Source organism: Brevibacillus jepli (assembly GCF_047229145.1).
Taxonomy (GTDB): Bacteria; Bacillota; Bacilli; order Brevibacillales; family Brevibacillaceae; genus Brevibacillus.
Map to the genome: position 1 here is coordinate 42,061 of NZ_JBFEFW010000023.1, position 19,181 is coordinate 61,241.

The 19,181-nt window shown below is 39.7% G+C and carries 19 protein-coding genes; 1 reads left to right on the top strand and 18 read right to left on the bottom strand.

Annotation, left to right across the window (positions count from 1 at the left end):
- Positions 1–15 precede the first annotated feature (15 nt).
- The 16 genes from AB1L17_RS22360 to AB1L17_RS22435 all read right to left on the bottom strand — a co-directional run bounded on the left by AB1L17_RS22360 (position 16) and on the right by AB1L17_RS22435 (position 13,483).
- Positions 16–747, bottom strand: a complete 732-nt coding sequence (locus AB1L17_RS22360; protein WP_412847498.1) for an SAF domain-containing protein — start codon at positions 745–747, stop codon at positions 16–18.
- Complete coding sequence (locus tag AB1L17_RS22365) at positions 731–2,209, bottom strand: CpaE/TadZ family protein (RefSeq protein ID WP_412847497.1); 1,479 nt, start codon at positions 2,207–2,209, stop codon at positions 731–733. Before AB1L17_RS22365 ends, AB1L17_RS22360 begins: the two co-directional genes overlap by 17 nt.
- Positions 2,202–2,462: a helix-turn-helix domain-containing protein gene (locus tag AB1L17_RS22370; RefSeq protein WP_412848886.1), complete on the bottom strand. Its 261-nt coding sequence runs from the start codon at positions 2,460–2,462 to the stop codon at positions 2,202–2,204. The genes AB1L17_RS22365 and AB1L17_RS22370 overlap by 8 nt, the downstream gene beginning before the upstream one ends.
- 268 nt (positions 2,463–2,730) lie before the next feature.
- Positions 2,731–3,474, bottom strand: a complete 744-nt coding sequence (gene istB, locus AB1L17_RS22375) for an IS21-like element helper ATPase IstB (RefSeq protein WP_412847495.1) — start codon at positions 3,472–3,474, stop codon at positions 2,731–2,733.
- Entirely contained in the window at positions 3,471–4,979 is a 1,509-nt protein-coding gene (istA, locus tag AB1L17_RS22380) for an IS21 family transposase (protein WP_412847494.1), read from the bottom strand. The genes istB and istA overlap by 4 nt, the downstream gene beginning before the upstream one ends.
- A 119-nt stretch (positions 4,980–5,098) precedes the next feature.
- Positions 5,099–5,737 carry a PIN domain-containing protein gene (locus AB1L17_RS22385; protein WP_412847493.1) on the bottom strand — a complete coding sequence of 213 codons (639 nt, stop codon included), beginning with the start codon at positions 5,735–5,737 and terminating at the stop codon, positions 5,099–5,101.
- Between the two features lie 663 nt (positions 5,738–6,400).
- Positions 6,401–6,856, bottom strand: a complete 456-nt coding sequence (locus AB1L17_RS22390) for a hypothetical protein (RefSeq protein WP_412847492.1) — start codon at positions 6,854–6,856, stop codon at positions 6,401–6,403.
- Positions 6,857–7,234: 378 nt separating this feature from the next.
- The gene (locus AB1L17_RS22395; protein WP_412847491.1) at positions 7,235–7,699 is read right to left on the bottom strand and encodes a hypothetical protein; all 465 of its coding nucleotides are present in this window, start codon (positions 7,697–7,699) and stop codon (positions 7,235–7,237) included.
- A 145-nt stretch (positions 7,700–7,844) separates the two neighbouring features.
- Positions 7,845–8,012 carry a hypothetical protein gene (locus tag AB1L17_RS22400; protein ID WP_412847490.1) on the bottom strand — a complete coding sequence of 56 codons (168 nt, stop codon included), beginning with the start codon at positions 8,010–8,012 and terminating at the stop codon, positions 7,845–7,847.
- Positions 8,013–8,763: 751 nt separating this feature from the next.
- The gene (locus tag AB1L17_RS22405; RefSeq protein ID WP_412847489.1) at positions 8,764–9,219 is read right to left on the bottom strand and encodes a hypothetical protein; all 456 of its coding nucleotides are present in this window, start codon (positions 9,217–9,219) and stop codon (positions 8,764–8,766) included.
- Complete coding sequence (locus AB1L17_RS22410; protein WP_412847488.1) at positions 9,200–9,472, bottom strand: hypothetical protein; 273 nt, start codon at positions 9,470–9,472, stop codon at positions 9,200–9,202. Before AB1L17_RS22410 ends, AB1L17_RS22405 begins: the two co-directional genes overlap by 20 nt.
- Positions 9,473–9,638: 166 nt before the next feature.
- The gene (locus tag AB1L17_RS22415) at positions 9,639–10,337 is read right to left on the bottom strand and encodes an HD-GYP domain-containing protein (protein WP_412847487.1); all 699 of its coding nucleotides are present in this window, start codon (positions 10,335–10,337) and stop codon (positions 9,639–9,641) included.
- A 369-nt stretch (positions 10,338–10,706) separates the two neighbouring features.
- A complete protein-coding gene (locus AB1L17_RS22420) occupies positions 10,707–11,708 on the bottom strand; it encodes a hypothetical protein (RefSeq protein ID WP_412847486.1) in 1,002 nt (333 codons plus the stop codon).
- Between the two features lie 214 nt (positions 11,709–11,922).
- Positions 11,923–12,465: a hypothetical protein gene (locus AB1L17_RS22425; RefSeq protein ID WP_412847485.1), complete on the bottom strand. Its 543-nt coding sequence runs from the start codon at positions 12,463–12,465 to the stop codon at positions 11,923–11,925.
- 66 nt (positions 12,466–12,531) lie between these two features.
- Entirely contained in the window at positions 12,532–13,032 is a 501-nt protein-coding gene (locus tag AB1L17_RS22430) for a hypothetical protein (protein ID WP_412847484.1), read from the bottom strand.
- Positions 13,033–13,255: 223 nt separating this feature from the next.
- Positions 13,256–13,483, bottom strand: a complete 228-nt coding sequence (locus AB1L17_RS22435) for an AbrB/MazE/SpoVT family DNA-binding domain-containing protein (RefSeq protein WP_412847483.1) — start codon at positions 13,481–13,483, stop codon at positions 13,256–13,258.
- A gap of 580 nt (positions 13,484–14,063) precedes the next feature.
- On the opposite strand from AB1L17_RS22435, the gene AB1L17_RS22440 reads away from it, so the two are divergent.
- The gene (locus AB1L17_RS22440; RefSeq protein WP_412847482.1) at positions 14,064–14,738 is read left to right on the top strand and encodes a helix-turn-helix domain-containing protein; all 675 of its coding nucleotides are present in this window, start codon (positions 14,064–14,066) and stop codon (positions 14,736–14,738) included.
- Positions 14,739–16,819: 2,081 nt separating this feature from the next.
- Here the strand turns inward: AB1L17_RS22440 and AB1L17_RS22445 are convergent.
- Positions 16,820–17,452 (bottom strand): hypothetical protein, encoded by a 633-nt coding sequence (locus AB1L17_RS22445; protein ID WP_412847481.1) that lies wholly within the window; start codon positions 17,450–17,452, stop codon positions 16,820–16,822.
- 33 nt (positions 17,453–17,485) lie between these two features.
- Positions 17,486–18,877, bottom strand: a complete 1,392-nt coding sequence (locus tag AB1L17_RS22450) for a hypothetical protein (protein WP_412847480.1) — start codon at positions 18,875–18,877, stop codon at positions 17,486–17,488.
- Between the last annotated feature and the right edge of the window lie 304 nt (positions 18,878–19,181).

The following is a 19,181-nucleotide window of genomic DNA, read 5'->3' on the forward strand; positions in this document are numbered from 1 at the left end:
TCTCTACGCCCCCTTTTAATTGTACATAACGATAAACTTGTACCCTTGCAGGCTGTACGACAGGATTTTTTCCCACTGCGGTTGGTTTACAATAATTTCGATTGAATGTACGTTACCAGTCGGCTGCAACCGTTTGTTATCAGCAGTGGTGACTTCAACGTTATTATTCGATTTTGAATAACTTACAGCAAGGTTTGTAAGCACGGGTATTTTGTATTTGTTTACCTCTGCTTTAAGCTCCTCTGGAGACAAAACTTTTGGTTTTTGAGGTGCCAACATTTCACCGTTTGCAAAGTTAATTTCTGATTGTTCTTGTGCTTTCTCAGGTGGAACAGCAAAAAGACTAATTCTATCACCGCGGAGTAAGCTTCCAGGCATTGCGAAAATCCAGTCATTCGGAATTGGCGTATTCCATTGATCAGGATTTGGATCTAGTCCCTTCTCATCAATCATTTCTGGAATGACTTGTTGCCCTTTGCGGATTGGGAAGCGGGTCTCTTTACCAATTAGTACATCTTTCTTTATGTATGCTCCGTCAACAAATTCCTCCGTTTTAATTTGAACCTCAGCTAATTGTTTCGATTCGATGGTACGTCCCCTCGGGATATCATCAATTGCCTTTACTACCACAACAGTTCCCACATTAGGTGCAATGTAGTAATGATAGACATAAAAGAGCCCGGGACCACTTGCAGCAAATATCATCATTAAGAACAAAAACAAGCCAAATTTAAGTCGTTTGATCATTATTGGTTCTCCTTTTTTTCCCTGAAAGTAAATTCAAGAAAAAGTTTTTTCGACTATTTCTTGCCTGAATATCTATCGAGAGTATCTCTTTCATAATGGGAACAAGGTTATGGTCCATATCAGCTGCTATTTCTGAATAAAACATCCCTTCCCATGACGCACGATACACATCTTCTGGTGAAAAGTAAGGAATATAGGCGATTGGTTTAATAGGGAGTACAGTTTCAAGTGTTTTTCTATCAACGCCATTATTCATTTTGTTAACAATTAGATTCACAGACGCTTTTGACCGGTTTTCCATCTGCACTAACCGTTGAAGAAGATTGTATTCCGGCGTCTCCTTTGCTTTATCATGCGTTGAGTTTGGTCCAATTCTTTCAATGAGAACTGGGTCTGGATCAATAACCAAAAAGATGTGTGTGGCTTCCGACATAATATCTTGTACGACTGGATTATCAGCTGCCGAAGAAATATCTAACATAGTAACCGTACTGTCCCTTGATTGATTAAGTAATCGGACAAGCATCTCGTAGGAAGTTTGTGGAATTTTATTTTCAGGGTGGTTAATATACCAATTAACACCTTGATAAGAAAGTACGTTCTCCTTTGAAATAAAACCATCTGTCTCTAACTGCGTAATACCCGGTATGTATGGTTTATCGCGATTCCAGATTTTCAATTGATCAAAAATGACTGGTCGATTAGTGGGTAGCTCATAAAAAGAACAGGCAATATCTCTTTTTGAAATCTCAACTGCAAGATTTGAGGAAAGGAATGTTCCGCCAGCTCTCGGAGTAAGACTTATGAATATGCAAAATGTTGAAGGCAACACTACTTCAACGTACTTTGTTACCTGAACAATTTTTTCCTTAACGATTTCTTTTATCTTTGTTTCTTTTGCAGTGTGTTGAATTTGAGGATCATCTGAACTAGATTCATGGGAGCCACCCTTTATATGAACGTCTATTGGTGAGCCACCCTTATAAAACTTTCTCCAAGGAATAGACGTATCAATATCCTTATATTTTGTTGTAAAGGGCATTGGGGTATGAAAAGTGGCAAGAACATCATCGACATTCAAACTTGTATTAGACCCCTCTTCTCCCCTGAGGAAGATAGAGTGTATTCCCATCAGCGATAGTTCAGCAAGAAATGGATGACCAGGCTTCTGATCTGACAAAATCACAAAATGTAGATGATGATACCGCTCCCTAATCGTAAGGAGTGTGTCAGATAAAAGTTCTAGTCTTTGATCGTCCAGTTTCAGAGCAAGATCGGTAGAAAGGATAACCCCATCTAAATGGACGCTCTCATGAGAGTATTTTTCAATAGACTCAATTAAATGGTCCAGGACTACAATAATGTCGATTACCTTAAAGCCCTTTGTCTCCACCATTTTTTTTAGTCCCTCTGCTAATGAGGGTTTCGGTATTGCAATAATAATGTTTTTTGTACTATTCATTTGCATCAGCCTCTTCAGACCAAATCTTAACTCCCAGAACGGATTCTATTCTCTGCTTTTCTTCATCTGTTTTCGGCTCAGCGCCTCTTTCATAGCGGCTAACCGTCATCTGTGAACACTGTAATCTCATAGCGACTGCTTCCTGTGTTAAGCCCTGACGGTTCCGCCAGACCCTAATTTTTTCACATGGCCGTAATTTAATATTCACACCATAGTCTCCTTTCTTTTGAGGTAAACAAAAAAGAGCACACACTATCCCTCTCGAGATAATGGGTGCTCCCCATGTATTTATATTCGGTTAGTAATTGTTTATTTAATCAACTGTATGTAATCATAATTGAGTTTATATAGGTTGTCAATTGGTTTCATTTCAACCTTCCAACAACCTTAATCCCACGTTTCTAGCGATTATCCTAGCACCTTTGTGAATGTCAATCAAAAAGTTGACCACCGTGCTCATCAAAAAATTGACCACCATGGCAAAAATCAATCCACCCTACGGGTGGGTAACTTTTTCATGATCACGATCTTTGGATACTTTGCTTAAAGCGATAGCTGTCCCCATTCATGGCAAAGATATGGGCACGATGTGTAAGCCTATCAACTAAAGCTGCTGTCATTTGTTCATCTTTAAAAATTTGCGTCCAATCTGCAAATTCAAGGTTACTGGTGATGATCATGCTGCCTTTCTCATAGCGTGCTGCACAAAATTGAAATAATAACTCCGCCCCTGTTTTGCTTAGGGGAACAAATCCGACTTCATCTAGAATGATCAAATCGGTTTTGAGCCATTGTTTCTCCAACTGAAGGATTCGCTTTTGGGACTGAGCTTCCATGAGCTCGTTGCATATTTTCGCGGCTGTCCAAAACTGTACGGAATAACCATGGTGGCAAGCCTCCTTCCCCAGAGCAATCGAGAGATGTGTCTTACCCGTACCGGAGTTTCCGATAAACATGATGTTTTCTGCCTTCTCGATGTAATCACAACGAGCAAGTTGTAACAATTTCGGTTTATTAAGAGACGGAATCACAGAGAATTCATATTGATCGAGTGTTTTCGTTGAAGGGAATTTGGCATGCTTGATCCGACTGGCGATTTGATTTGCGTCCCTTTGCTGCACTTCTTGTTCCAAAAGTGCGAGGAGGAATTCCTCATAAGGGACTTGTCGTTCGGCAGCATCATTGGCCATTTCCTTATAGAAGTGTTTAATAGCCGGTAAACGAAGCCGTTTGGCATAGGTTTCAAGCAAGAAAGTTGTACTCAATGCACCACACACCTCTTTTGTAACAAACGATTGTATTGGTTAAGATCGGGAGTTTTTACTTGAATACGCGGAACAGAACTATCTTCAGCCAACGAGAGTTGAGGCAGACGATGCTCCGGTAACGTACGATGAAACAACAATTGCCTTACGGCATCATACTGAAACATCCCCTTTTGACAAGCTTCCTCTAATGATTCCTCCACAAGAATAGTATCGAATTCACGATGTAGTAACAGGAGTCGAACGAATTCCTTCATTCCACCTGGTCGATGGCGGCACTTGTCCAAGAACTGTTGGTAAATTGGAGGTAGCCCCGCCTGATGCAAAGGTCTGGCATACAAAACTGCACCTGGTCGAGTAAGAAGCAAATCCAGGTAGTGATCGTATTGCAAAAGCTCTTTGCCGCTTTTTAAGCATCTCTCATGCTGAGCAATCCATTTGTTACCATGGTACACTTCAATCCGTTCGGCAAACACCTTACAAGTAAGCTCGGTAGATGCGTGTGAAACCGGAACAGAATAGGCATTTTTCTCAAAGTGAATCATAGACAAGGTATTGCTTTTCACAGACACGATACGGCAACAATCCAGTGGTTGTGGAGGCAAGGGGAGCATGACGTGCTGCTCTTGCACAAAGGCCTCTCCAACGGTTAAGGATGACCTTGGAACGGTAGTTGTCTCGTAAGAGATACATTTCTCAAGAAGGAAATGATTTAATTCCTCTAGTGAAGAGACACTTGGAACCGGGGTAAAGAACTGCTTTTGGACGAACTTTACGAGATTTTCTACTTGGCCTTTTTGATGCCCTTTTCCCGGATCACAAAAATAGCTTTCGAAGAGGTAATGGGCACGAAGCTGGACAAATCGCTCTTGCTCCTCGCGGTTTTTGCCTTCCAACACCTTCTTTACAGCTGTTGTCAGATTGTCATATGTAACGACCTGAGGAACAGCGCCGAAAAAACCAAAGGCATCGACATGCCCTTGAAGTAGCGCTTCTTGTTTCTGATGAAAGAATGTTTTGACAAAAATCTTTCTGCTGTAAGTACAACGCATACAAAAGACTTGAACCTTTACCTGCTTTCCTTGTAAAAGAACCGTAACCTCACCCCAGTCGAATTGAGCAAATTTCCCTGGCGGGAAGTCGAGGGGGACAAACGCTTTTGGGGGAGAGACGCGTAGTTGTCTGACGTAACGGCGAACCGTAGATTCACCGCCAGTGAATCCGTATTCGTCAACAAGTCGCTGGTAGATACGAGTGGCAGTATGGCGCTGCTTAGGAGGAGCTTGTTCATCTTGACGCAGCCAATCCAAGATGATGGGCTTCACGGAATCAATGACTGGTTTAGGTTTCGGTTTCGAAAGCTGGTACATAGGAATTTCAGTTGATTTCAAGGCTTTTCGTATGACTTGACGGGAATATCCGGTTTCGCGAGAAATTTGCCGAATAGGCTTTCCTAGCAGAATGTGTTGTTTCCTGATAAACTCATAATTAGCCATCTGAAGCATGTCCTTTCCTCCTATACCTTGATGTCTCGACAACATTCAAGATACAGGAAAGAGGTGCTCAGGTGGTCAATTTTTTTATGAGCGATATACCACTAGGTGGTCAATAATTAGATTAGCATTCACACACCTTTATCTAAAGAGAAAAATAGTATGTTCTTCCCTTCCTCTTGAGCCTTCAAAACCCCACCAATAATTAACTCATCCGGTGAGTTTGGATTAAGATTGTGTTTATTAAGAAAAGTATTGTCAACGAAAGTTGTAAAGACCAACTCTCCACCCGCCCTCTGAAAAACCTCCAACGCATTAAAAGCAACCTGAGCTTTTCGGCCCCGTTCCCCTTGATCCTTTTTAATCATATCTAATTCTCGGTATACTACTTTACTTAACAGAACCTTTCTGTACCCAGAAATAAAGGTGGGATATTCCATAAGTACATTCGTATCTACTGCCAAAAAAATGTCTATGGGGGAAGAACTCATAATTGGTTGGCCTTGAATCAAACGTAAATTTGTGTTGCCCGATGGGAATTGAGCGGCAGTATGAACAATCGTTTTTTCCTCTCTGGACACTATTTCTTGAACCTCTACTGGCTGATTTAGCTTTAGCTTTTCCTCATTTGCATCCCAGGTCTTTGCAATTGGTGTGGCAGCCAAAGTAGATTTATCTATACGACTAAAGATTCCATAAAAAATAGGCAAACTTATCAATGAAAAAATGATGATATCGATCCAATGTCCAATTGAAACTCCAAATATCATATAAATCAGCCCTTTGTTTCGGATTATACCAGTATTATACAATGCGTTGGAACACTACGCCTGTTTGACTGAATCCAAGTTGATATTTGGACGTGGCGCCGCTATTCATCCATCATGTGACAGATTCCTGATAAGCGCAATTTAGGTTTGATTATCTTCCGATGTCATGGATGAGTGATTAAATCAGGTGGAACAGACGCAAAGCGAATTACCCCTGTTAATAGCAACACTAATATCGTACCGACAAAGCCTCCTATAACTCCAAGTAGTAACATCTTCATCTAAATCTCACCTCATCGTTTAAAAAGTCTAGTTGCTCATTATTACCGATTTAGCATCTTATAATGGGCAAAAAGCTAATCTTTTTGATTCCTTTTAGCCCACGTATGAAGTCCGAATATAAAAATACAACATACACTAATCAATCCAATTATAGATAATAATTTTTCCATACTCTCTTCCACCACATGTTATTCATATTGAGTAGTTTGTATCCAGGCGTGATCAATCCGAGCCTTTGTAAATTCAACTTCGTGTAGCATCAACGCGGACCTTTGCCCAAGATGCAGATGATTGCAACTTGCAGTCCGCCAGTTCCTTCCTCATCAAACTAACCTTACGCGTAAAAAACGCTGCCTTCCCGCCCCTTGCAGTAACATATAATCAGTTTTCATCACAATACCGTTCAGCAGCATATTGTTCGTACGAAAACATATGATTTAGTTTTTCTTTGATAAAGGCTTCAATTATATCGAGACTGTTATTTTCCCCGTGGATCTCTCTATATTCTTTTACGACTCGTAGCCATTGTTCTTTGGTTAAGTAGGTAAACTCATCTTCATCTGAGCAGGTCAATTTGGGTTCAAATATCGCTCCATCTTCAAAAAGATACACCATTTCCCCTTTTTGGTAATTCTTTGTCATTAGAGCTAGTTTTCCACCGTAACCAATCATACCTGGAGGATCATTTTTAAATTCAACTATATCACCCATATATGGGTAGTTCATAAACCCTTTACTCATACTCAGCTCCTCTCTAGATATAAAGACTTCACCAGTATGAATGTTTCGATAAATATAATCTATTGGGCCCTCATCCTTAATAATTTGTCTAGTCACTACTATACCTCCACTTGTCTAATACTTTCGATTATTAAAATGCTACAAATTTACGAGAGCAACAACCGAGAAAACATGTTTTCACTTTCACACAATCCCTCCTCGATTTAACAAAATGAGCAATCTGGATAGATCTGCTCTCTTACTAAACTATTCTTCATCAATTTTTCGACCAAAAAAATCAATAGTCCGTCTCTCGATATCTTTACCCTTGACATATATCATGACAGCAGGGACTAAAACAATCCCCCCGAAAATTACAAATACAATCATAAAGTCAGAGTTCATATGAAGTCTCCTTTTCATAATGAGCAGGTGTATCCAGGTGCGTTCGATCCGCTCACTGGATACAGCGATTACTATTGCGCATATCTACATTCACTTTTTATCGCAATCAAAAACTCTGCCAATTTTCAAGAGTTCAATTTTATTTTCTAATGGCCATGTAGCAACAACTTTGTACTCATCAAACCCATTGTTATCTTCTAATCTAAGTCTAATAATTGAATCATTATTAGCTATATGAAAATAAAATGAAAAAACGGAACCATTATATCCTGAGAACTGTACTAATATCTGTGTGTCAGAAATAAACCCGGAAAATAAGTAATCATTACTAATCCAATCTGTTGGATATAGAGTTGTTGATACATGCTCTTCTGAGTCAAAGGTGGTGTTACTAACGTCCTCAATTTTTTTATGCTGCGACTTCCAAAACATAAGAATAACCTCCCCTGATCTTCTTTTGTAAAACTTCATCCAGCTTACAAAAAGCCATGCGACAACAAGTGAAGACAAAAGCAATAGAAAAATAAAATCTGCTGGGTCAATGTAATCCCACATCTATTAACACCTCTTATGTTGTTAACCATCTACTGCTATTTTTCATCCAACGCTTGAGTTGCAATTGCCCACTTCTCCTATCTCGCTGAACAGTGTGTTGCCATGCAGTTTGATCCGCGCCGCAGGATGCTTGCTAACTATTGGATTAAGTTCCAACAATGAATATTGAATTTGGGAATCTTTCAAATAGCCAGGAATTATCCTTCAAGTCATCTACAGATGCTAAAGACTCACCTTGTGCCATATAATCAGTTGCATACACTTCCCTATTACCATCTTTGCAAATGTACCATTTCTTTTTATCGCCTTGCATTGTAACACCTCCCCCTATTCGGGTACACAGTTACCGATATATTAAACGATCCCCACACAGCTCTGGCATACATCGACACCGTCTGTCGGCATAAGTTCCGTTTCATTATGGCATCAAAAACAGATACCGAGGTAATGCAATGATCGTTAAAACGTTTGCATTACCGCTTCGCAAATGGCTTTTTCCTTCGTGTCTCCCATGTATGCCGTACCGACTTTTCCATCATGCGTAATACCTTTGAATGCCTATGCTCCATCATACTTGTGAAGCTACCACTCTTCTCCAAAAGCCTGCTTAGCCAATTGCATTGCATGGGATATGTCTTGGAATGGATTCCAATCATCAATCTGTCCTGAGATATCCTTTCCATAGCCATATGAGCCTAACGATCGTTACACCGAGATTCACTTGTTTCCACTTCATCAGCTTCGCTACCAACGTTTTAATGGTCTGCTTCTCTCTACGTTTTGCCATCTACTCAATCGCTTGTCGCAAACGTCTGACTTACCAGTGTTGTGAAGAGCTCGCAACATCGATGTTGTACCCACAAAAACGGCAGTTTGTCGTTTTAGACACCTTTCCTCCCTAACTAGACCATGGAACGACAGCTACAATCGCCAAGGAAACTTGCTTGAGAACCAGTATGTAACTGAAACACTGTTTGATTTTTCCACGAGCAGAAATTTGCAAAAGAGTAATAGCAGTCTTCGTTTCTCAGGCAACACCACTCCTAACTACCAAACGAAACCCCCTACTCGGCACTTCGAATAGCGGGTTCTTCATGTTTATGTCGTTTGTATCTTTCTAACACTTCATAGATATCTCTTTGTCCAAGACGTTTTAATTGTTTTGGCTGTATTCCTTTAGCGAGTAGAAAATTCTCATCTATGATGTAACGATTAAAGTTAAAGTCAATGCAACTGTCTCCATGTACAAGTATTAAATCAAGAAGGTGATTCTTTACTGGGGTAGACCTTACTAATTGACTGTATCCTGCTAGTAAATACGAAATCACGCCGTTCGTTGCAACCGATAGGATAAATAAAGCCCGCACTCTTTGAATCGACTCACCTGGTTCTAGTAACAGCAATAAGTAATAGATGACAGTACCTGTAAAAAACAACCAAACCGGTATCAACGCTACACCCCATAGCAAGGACGGTCTTTCGAAGTAAAAACTGGTTGATTTATAACTTGACTGAATCAATTATTTCAATCTCCTCGCTACCTAGCTCCAAGATACGGGTTGCTTCCTGAAATGCAGCTGCATTTACATGAACAGAAACTATCGGTAGGAGGGCTTTTAGTTCTTCCCTTGCTTTTGCTCGTTCCTCTACACTGCCGAAGTGAACCATCCCCAAAATTAAGACGTATTTTTCTAAAAGAACTGCTACATCAAGCTGGTTTAAACCAGTAATAGTTGGATTAAATTGTTGTGGAACATGACCTACGATCTCCATTTGTATCGTTCCTCCTGTTTAAGTATTTGTACTTCTAGAATATATGGGTATCTACTGATACTGCAAATTTTAGCAAGTATTTATTGCAAAATTTGATCAAAAAATTAGAGTCGTAGTGTTTAATTTCCTCACCACGACCTTGATAAAGTTATCTGTTGCTATTCATTTACGAATATACTTGGTGATGACTTTGGAACTTACTAATACCGTGGACCCGCACATTTTCAAATCCCACTATTTGCTCCTGTTTACTGATACGATCCTCCATGAGTTTCTGAAAGGCCTTTACGACTATTGAATCATAAAGACTTCCACTTCCCTCCCTCAAATGATCCATCGCCAATTCATGCGAAAGAGCGGGCCTGTATGAGCGCTTCGTCGTCATGGCATCATATACATCTGCAACCGCCATTATTCTGGCCATCTGAGGAATCTGCTCGCCTTTTAACCCTGATGGATAACCATTACCATTAACCCTTTCATGGTGATAAAGCGCCATCAGGTTGATCTCTTTTTCTTTAAATATGCTAACATCCAATATTTCGTATCCGATTTGAGAATGGTGCTTTACTATTTCAAAATCTGTATGTGAAAGCTGCCCCTGCTTATTCAAAATATGCTCAGGCACACCAATCTTACCAACATCATGCAACAGCCCTCCATAAAAAAGACTTCGGCACGACTCTATCGGTAGTTTCATTACCAATCCAATTGAGGATGCATACTTTGCCACGTTCAGACTGTGATTAAAGGTATATCTATCATGAGCATCGATAGCTTTGACCAAACTCCCAACGAGGTCTAATATATGCTGTTCCAATCTAATTCTTCGATTACTTTCCTTTCTAGGGAACTTTTTAGTCACTTATTCCAGCTCCTCCTTGTTACTCGAACATTCTTTATCTTGTTGATTCCTCGGTAAGAAATTTACATACCTTGCAAACAACATTGACCACATTGTTAGCTTTATTTTGAGTTTCTTTTGATTTCTGAAATATGAAATCATGACTGGCAACCAAAGAATCGACCCAAGAATAAGGAAGTAGCATAACCCAATAATTGAAGTTAAAACGAAAGCCCATTCATCATACCGGTCATCTAGGTTCCTTATCTTTGCGGTTAAAAACAAGATGATGTTCAGCAGTAAACCGACTGTGATGTACGTGACTAGTATAGCTTTCGTGAGTGATCCCCAATCCACAAAATCGGTTCCTCCCATTTTTATAGCACCTTATTAAAAGCCATCGAGAAAGTCCATATTTTCCGTACGTAACCGGACTATATGACGTTCAGCTGTATATCGATCTTCCCAGAGACAGACTGATCCACTTTTACGATCCCACTCTTCAAATAATACGGGAGCTGCAATTTGTTTTTTGTTTTCTTGTGCTGTTAAGTCTATATCTGAATCTTTTGTTGGAAGGTAAATGACGTATCGGAATTTTTGCTCGGGAACAGGGAAGAGAATCTCTGAGGAAAGTACGAAGGATGTTGTAGTAACCTCAGAAAGGTAATTAACAATTCGCAACGCCTCAACAGTGATGTTAGTTATTAATGGATCGCTATTTTTCCATAGTAATTCCTTTGGTGGCTCAATAATTACGAGTAGCTGCTGAGGAGTTTCCAAACGCGCTGTATGGGACCACAAAGACCAGATTCCCCTAAGAAAAGAAAGAGCTGTGTCGATAAGCGAGGCTTCTCGTAGAACATGATATTTGCAAATGCCTTTTTCTTGGGACCATGCGACTTGTTCTAAATGGTTTATCTCACTTAACAACCATTGAACCCCCTGCTTCTCCACTTCCCTTCTTAAACCCACAAGCGGACCTTCCATGTGTTCGCGATAAACAAGTCCAGGAAGACTGGAGCGATTAATACCCTGTCTTCGAGCAAGCAACTGAACAAAGGAAGAAGTAAAGAAGCTCCGTATCTCCATGAAAATATGACGGTCTTCAAAAAATTCTGGCGGATCTGAGAAACCTTCTACCCATGGGATTGAATCAAACATCATAGTTGCAGATTGGTTTGATTTCGTTTCCCCGGTAATCCAATAAACACTACTGTCATCTCTTAACGAACATGTTCTTGCAAGTTCAGTAAGAAAGGCATTTTTCTGGGTGACTTGATTATCACCGATAACCGCAACTCGACAGTGATGTTCTAACCAATACGCCCAAGCAAATGCTTCTCCATTTAGATAATCACCAACAATAATTGGTTTTTGTATTGTAGACAATTCCAATCTCCCCCTAAAAAATAAATAAGCACCGCAGCAGAAAAAGAAGGATAGATCATCCTATCTTTTCTAACTAACGGTGCTTCCGTTGTTATGTTACTTTATTCCACTTGAGTATAGATGATTTCCACTGATGTATCAACTTATTAACGGAGACTCGAATAAAGAATTCTATGTGATGTTATATCCTTTTAAAGATTGGGCCATACTTTAATTATCTAACTTGATTCCCATAGAATTGTGAATGTCCTGAAGTACGAGCGTAATATTTACACCTATAACCTGGCGCAATTTTGAACGTAAGGTAGTTCACCGCATAATCCATTACGATCGTTGCTAAACCATCGTAAGAAACATTTAATCCAGAAGTAAGAGGCAGTAAATACAATTCCGAAATTTCCTTTGAGATAAAAAAGGATGTTCGTTCGGTAATACCTTCTTTGATTTCTAGATACAGATCATTTCCAAATATAGCGTTGTTGGGATTGGCAATTAGGGTAATAAAGTATGTACCGTCTCGACTAACAGGCAATTTAATCGTCCGGTACAAATACGGCTTTATATGCTCGATAAAGCCTTTGTCTGTAACCGTCTTAACCATTAGTTGTTCCATTACGGACGAAACTGATGGGGCGCCAAGAAATTTTCTTATTGAATTAATCTCTGCGACTAGAGTTCCTGGAAGCGAGGGTCTAATTTGCTTTTTCTTATCTGATCGTACCTTTCTCTTTACCTTCTCCCCTACTCTTTTCATCATCGGAATGTCCCCCTCTCCACGAATTAACTCATGGACATTGTCCAATGTCCACCGTCATAACTCGTTTTACGGTGTACTATCAGTGTGCATTACATTTACATTGGGAATGGATCCGTTTTTGAAACCTTCGCAGCCACGGCGTATGAAGTAGCCAATTAGATGGTCTCTGGTAATGTTGCAATACTTCTGCCCATACTCGATGTGCTCATCCTCAAGTTTTTCGTTAATCATAGCCACTAAGTCTCTAATGGCTTTTAACTCGGTTGTATGTAGATCGACATGTGTTTGTTTGGAATTTCTACTTGGGTCAATTCCAAAGATCTCCTGATTGTGTAAGATTAACCTTACCAAAGATGATAATCCTTGCTCTAAAGAAAGTTCAATTCCAGACAAAACGAAGCACCTAATAACAGTAGAAATTTCAACAGGTTCACCATTATTTTCACGGCCTCTGTGCATATTAATGGCTTTTCTTATTTTCTCAAGATAAATAAGATGGCGGTTGTCTACCGAGAGGACTATACGCCTAAAATTGCATGTCCCATTTTTTGACCAGTTCAATTTCAAAATCTTATGATCCTCCCCTCATATGATTATTTTCTGTTTTTTTGGGCAAACTTTTAGTATTAATTGCGAAAGGATAAGTGCCCATGAATCCAAAGATCATTCCATACCCAGCAAAGGAAATCGATTTGTCTTTACCATATATCCGACATCTATCTTCTAAGATTCAAGAAATGGAGAAAAAGACAGGTAAAGCGAATAATACTAAACCACAGTCCACGAAAAGTTAGAACGTTCTTTTTAATCCAACAGATGGAATTTTACCATTGGTTTGTTTGTTTACAATTGGTGTGAACTGTTCATGTTCCGTGATCACTCGAACAGCGATAGTATTATGGGACAAGGGCTGAAAAAACAATAAACTCCCCTGCTCTATATTTAGTTGATCTCTTAACACTGAAGGAATAACAACTTGTCCCTTTGAGGAAACTCTTGAATAAAAAGGTTTGTCCATTTCAAAGATCCCCCTCTTTACATAGTAAGGCTTGTCTTACATTACTTACTTATGCTGCTAATAATGAAGTATGACACAAAAATTGTTTTTCTTAGGTAATGCGCATATTTGATAGAAGATTACGTCCCATAAGCCGTTTATACTTCAACTCGAATATCACCCCGAAAATCACTTACACCCCTTAACACCTTGATAATACTGAGTTTTCATCTAAGCCCGAAAATGATTTTCGGATCACCAATCCATTCTCACAATTAGACATCACAAATTACTCGGATTCGATCATTATATTTCGGAGTCCCGAGAACAGTTATTTACGGTTTCGGAAATGTGTAAATTGTATTTTCGGAGTCCCGAAGAATTATATTTACGGTTTCGGAAATGTGAAAAGTGTGTTTTCGGAAGTGGAAAAAGACTGCGTGTTCTAATTATGTGCACCCCGAAATTCATTTACGGGGTAGTACTTACATATCATCATTCCGCTTTTTGCTTAATCTAATGGTTTCAGTTCATCTTAAGAGTATTTAGTGGTAAAATGTTTTGTAGATAAGGGTAGGGAAATGTAAGGGGGGCTTTACGGATGTCCGAAAGTCAAGGTGAGAACACCATTCTTCCAAGTGATGCAGATAAGGTTATGAGCATCAAAGATATAAGTATGGATACAACACAGAAATACACTATGAAGCATGTAACAGATATTTTGGGTATTTCTGATGGTACAGTTCGGTACTGGGAAAAGGAACTTTCGGAGTTCCTTATATTTGATAGAGATTCACAAGGGACTCGTCAATTCTCGGGACAAGACATATATAAGCTAAAAGCAATTAATGAGTTTCGCGGCGCTGGCATGTCATTGTCTCTAATTAAAAAGCAGCTTGAGATTCAACGAGAGAATCGATTGCATTGGGATATTGATTCAAGTTCTTTTAGTGGTGGAACCAGTTCAAGTAACCAAAATACTGGTATTAACAAAGCTGAGTTTGAACAGATGATGGGTCAGTTGTTTGTGCAAATTCAGTCTTACATAGATGCAAAAATGGAAACAGCGGCAACAGTACAGCCATTATTAGCGAACCCTGATCAGAAAGAAGCGCTACTAGCTGAGGTTCAGGAAATAATTAAAGAGCAGTTTACAAGCGGAAAAGAGGAAATTCGGACCTCCGTAGAAGAAGCTGTTACTTCCGCATTAAGTCGTGTAGAAAAACACAGACAAGAAAGGGAAAGAAAAAGCATCTGGGCTAAAATATTTGGATAAAAAACTAACACCCGATAAGGGTGTTTTTATTTGTTAGCAACGTCTTATCCTTTTATCATATAATTACTTATAATTATCATATCTTATCATATAATTATCATATTAGTTTTGTGAAGGAATTTATGTTATCTACTTTAGAGAATACAGGGATTTGCAAAATGACATGCTATCAAGTACTCGACTTGTAGCTTTTTCAACCTTTTCAACAACTCAAAATAGGTAAGTAATCAGCATGTGCTCTTGTTCAGGCCCAAATGTTCGGTGAAAATGTAGCTTTAGACTAGATAATAAAGTCTTAAACTGAAAAATAAAGTAGTAGACTGATTAGCTATACTGATCGCGGTAGTCGCCTTGGTCTCCAGATTGTTATTCCAGATCGACGGGCCGCTGCCGAGGGCTGCTCCTGGTTGTGTCATTCCGGTTTGATGCTCCGCCGGCGCGCGGAGCTCGACGGAATCCTATGCAACAAGGATCGTAGAGAACGCCACCAGTTTACTACTTTATTTTCCGTTTTCATCTTCCCGCTTCTCGCACAAAAACCTCTAGTCTAAAACCTCTTTTACTAGGCAGCTCATCCGATAAAAAATAAACAGCGCTACAACGGAACCTGTCAGTCTAGACCTACAACTACTCTAGGACCGCTAATACTCGTTATTGCTGTGTAGATATTTACATCCCACGGAGTAAAGCGCCCGTGCTATGTTATAGATTTAACTGTTTATGGTAACCCAACTTGTCATACCGATTCCATTGGCTGTCAGAGAAATCAAGCGTTGGCCATAATGCAGGTGTCTTGTCAGTTGTGCCCCGTAGTGGGGGGATTATTTACTATCACACCCACAATAGGGATCGTTGCTCTAGCCCAAACAATCATATTCACAAATGTGAATTCAATAGGGACCGTTGTCCGTTTTGGTCGGTTGGCCAAATGGGACCAATAACTCTTGCTAATCAAAAATGTGTAGCAAGAGCGTTGGTTTACAGCGTGCACAGCCTAATGTGAATCATTTCTTAATGAGTCCTCCATGGAACTCCGGCGAACAGCAAATGACACCAGTGCATCACAACTTGTCCGATGAATGGCTAAATCAACGTAATCGAACCAAGTACTTATGATCGGTTGAAAGCACTTTGGAATCGTACCCATTATATTTTTCTGAGAGATATTTTCGTATGTGGACGGACACTACAATAGAATTAGGGGAGAGGGTTGGCGAAGCCATCAAACAGTCATATGGACAATTGTTGGTACTCCAAAAGTTTTCATGGAGAATGTGGTGGCTAGAGATCTATCTAGCGCTTGCGGAGTAATAAAAATCTAATTGAATAGGGGAGGCGCATGTGTGGAGCGTAGTAAGAAGCTCCCCTTTAAGACAGTTACATTTCGCGCGTCAAGGTGCGCTTTCTTATGAACATATCGAACTACCTAGCTTAGATAACCCGGATTAGTTAATTTTAGAAATAATGATACTGCATGGTTCCTGATCGAAGTGGGTGCCCTAGTGACGAAAGATTTCCTTGTGTATTAGCACCAATCCGAATGGCTGTGTACTGGTCGGAATTGCGTCAATAATTATGTAATTAAACTTTACATTACAGTCAAGAATAAAAAGACCGACAGAGTGTTGGCGCATTCTATTGGTAGTACCAATCCGTTCCCTCAAAGAGGCAGCACAGCTTAATAGCTCATTGAAGTGACCACCAAATCATACTGGCAAGCACATGGGTTGTTATTTCTTTTTTGGGTCAAATCCTGTATTAAGGCAAGGGAGTAGCTCCTCTTGCCTATTCGTGTTGAAATTCACTAGCAATAATTGCCTTTTCATTATTAAAAGCAGGAGCTAACTGAACCTGCTGCTGGCAATCCGAAAGGTGATAACTGGTCATACAAACACCTTTGTAGGAATTGTTGACCTGGGATAATCAGTTAAACTCCATACAAATAACAATTATTAGTGCCCTTATTTCGTCAGTTAATTTTTCAAAAGAAAATAGAAAGAGGAAAGGGCGACAAATAATCGCCCTTTCCTCATGTGCAAAATAACCTATGCACCTAATTTTACAAAAGGAACCAACCAATTTCAATTAAGTTTTACTTTTGCTCGTTCCTTTAATTTCTGAGCCCTGCTAAGGGGCACAGGTTTTAGTGTTTCAGTTTCCTTGCTTTCGGACTTAACTTCAGCATGTACCTCGTGATTTTGCACTACAGTATCTACTGACTGTGTTTGAGGAAAAGAGATACTAGTAACGGCCATTTCTTCAGCAGCGATGTAGTTAGTCACTGTCTTTTCATTTGAAATTGGCTGTTCTACGAAATTATCAGTTCTTGGCAGAACGTTTGAAGAAGGGGGGAGAGCCCCCATTCCCATTCCATTCTGATACCAATTTAGTAACATGTTCATTACCATATCTTGGCCAATTTGTGAGTTTAAAAATCTCATCAACTCAGTGGGTAAACCACTAGTCCGCAAGGTTATTTTCTCATCACTATTCATAACTTCGTCCAATGCAATTTTAACCAAGGACTGAATAAGAGCATTATGCTTGATATTTGAGCCATAAACATGCAAACTTTCGTGGTTTCGGTACTTTCCATTTTTAAGATCATCCAGAAGGGTGTTGTATTGATCAACCCATGTGGCATTTGCATGCGGAATTACACTAATAAGCTTTCTTCTCTCGATATACTTTGTTTCAATATCCGCATTTGCCAATGTTTTCCCCTCCCTTCTTCAATAATAATGCCATTACTCTACAGTAGTATTGGATTGCTTTAACTTCTCATGATTTCCCTTTAACAGTCCGATAATTTCTTCATGTGTAAGCATTGAAGAATACAGATATCCACGAGAATTCGTATAAGGAGCAGCAAATAAATCATCGGGGAGTGTGTACATCCGAATACCCTTCGCGTTTACTTGCTTATCCTTAAGAACAACATAACCAAGCAAGACTCCGCCACCAGTCATGATGTTATTGGCAATACCTGCCGCTCCTTCTTGTTGCCGAGCCAAAAAGTTCGTCCAGTACAGAACATTCCCATATTTTTCAAGATGTGGTTTAACCACTGTAGTTAGATCAATATCAACTCCCATTGTACTGAAGGTAATTTCGGGCTTACCTTTTTGAAGTTTACCTTCTTTAAGCTTTTTGGTGTAAGGTTTCAAAACCTTAGTGATAAAGTCATTACGTCCCCTGAAATAGTACGTTGAATCAACGGTTGGGAGCTCCAAAGCTTCCAACTGGCTCCGGATCTCTGGAATCGCTTCCTTCATAATTGTATCAATATAATCATTCGCACCAACTTTTAGTCCCGCAAACATTTTGGCTTGCTCAATTTGTGCAAGTTCTGGAAGAGTTTCGGTATATGTCCTGGATGCCTCTGGATTAAGGCTTTCATTTTCATAAACCGCGATGTCAAATGTTCCACCACCAGCATCACTGATAACAACATCTTGGTCTACAAGCTCGGCCATATCATTCTCAACTACCTCAAAATCCTCCACCTTGAAACCTAGCCCCAAAGTGCATTGTATAGCCTCAGCGTGGATATAATCGTCTACTGCTGCATCTTCAGGAATTTCATGGACAATAGTGATTGTTGTCCCTTTGAATTTTCCATCCAAGAACCGAACTGTAAAGGTACCGCGCAATCGACCTAGGAAAACTGTAGCTTGTCTCCCTTTAATATCTAAAATCGGGAGACCACAAGAAGGGGGAGCATAAACGGTTCCGGTATAGCCTGATTCCAATGCTGCTACCGCTTCAGCAACAATCATTGTAATCAAGTGAACGTCACTCGTTGCTTTATTATTCCCTTCAGTTGCTTCAGTACGTTCTGGTGATAGTTTTGCAATAGGCCCCACATAATAAAATCCTCTAGGGAACGCGCCATTTGAGGCGGAAATTTCCACATGCAACCAGTCTGTTGGATCATCATTTCTTTTCCCCTGCATTATTGGTTCCGAGGGAGCCTTAGCAATGCAAGTAGAAATACTGAGATCCTTAACCTCTCCTGTTGGAGTCAAGTAAGAAATTTTAACGTCGGAATTGCCAGGATCGATTCCACTCAGAAGGTATTGCTTTATAATTTCCATGAAATTTGTTTCGCTCAGAGGGTATTGCATTAAATTATCCATGTAAATTCTTCCTCTCCCTAAGGTTATTTGCACATTTCTACCATAGCACTTTTTGGATAGGTCATCAAGAAAATGATTGTTATATGATATGATATGATATTTATATGATAATTTCGTTGCTACCTATTCAAGATACAAACTCTGCTTTTGTGTACTTACTCTTACGTGGCTTACTATTCATACTTAACAACTTACTTTCCTTACCATTCCCCATCAAAACTTCTATTCGTTCCCATCAACCTAGTTAGATTAACAGTCTCCATTCACAGCTTCTAACCTGGAATACTACCATGCGTTTTTAACT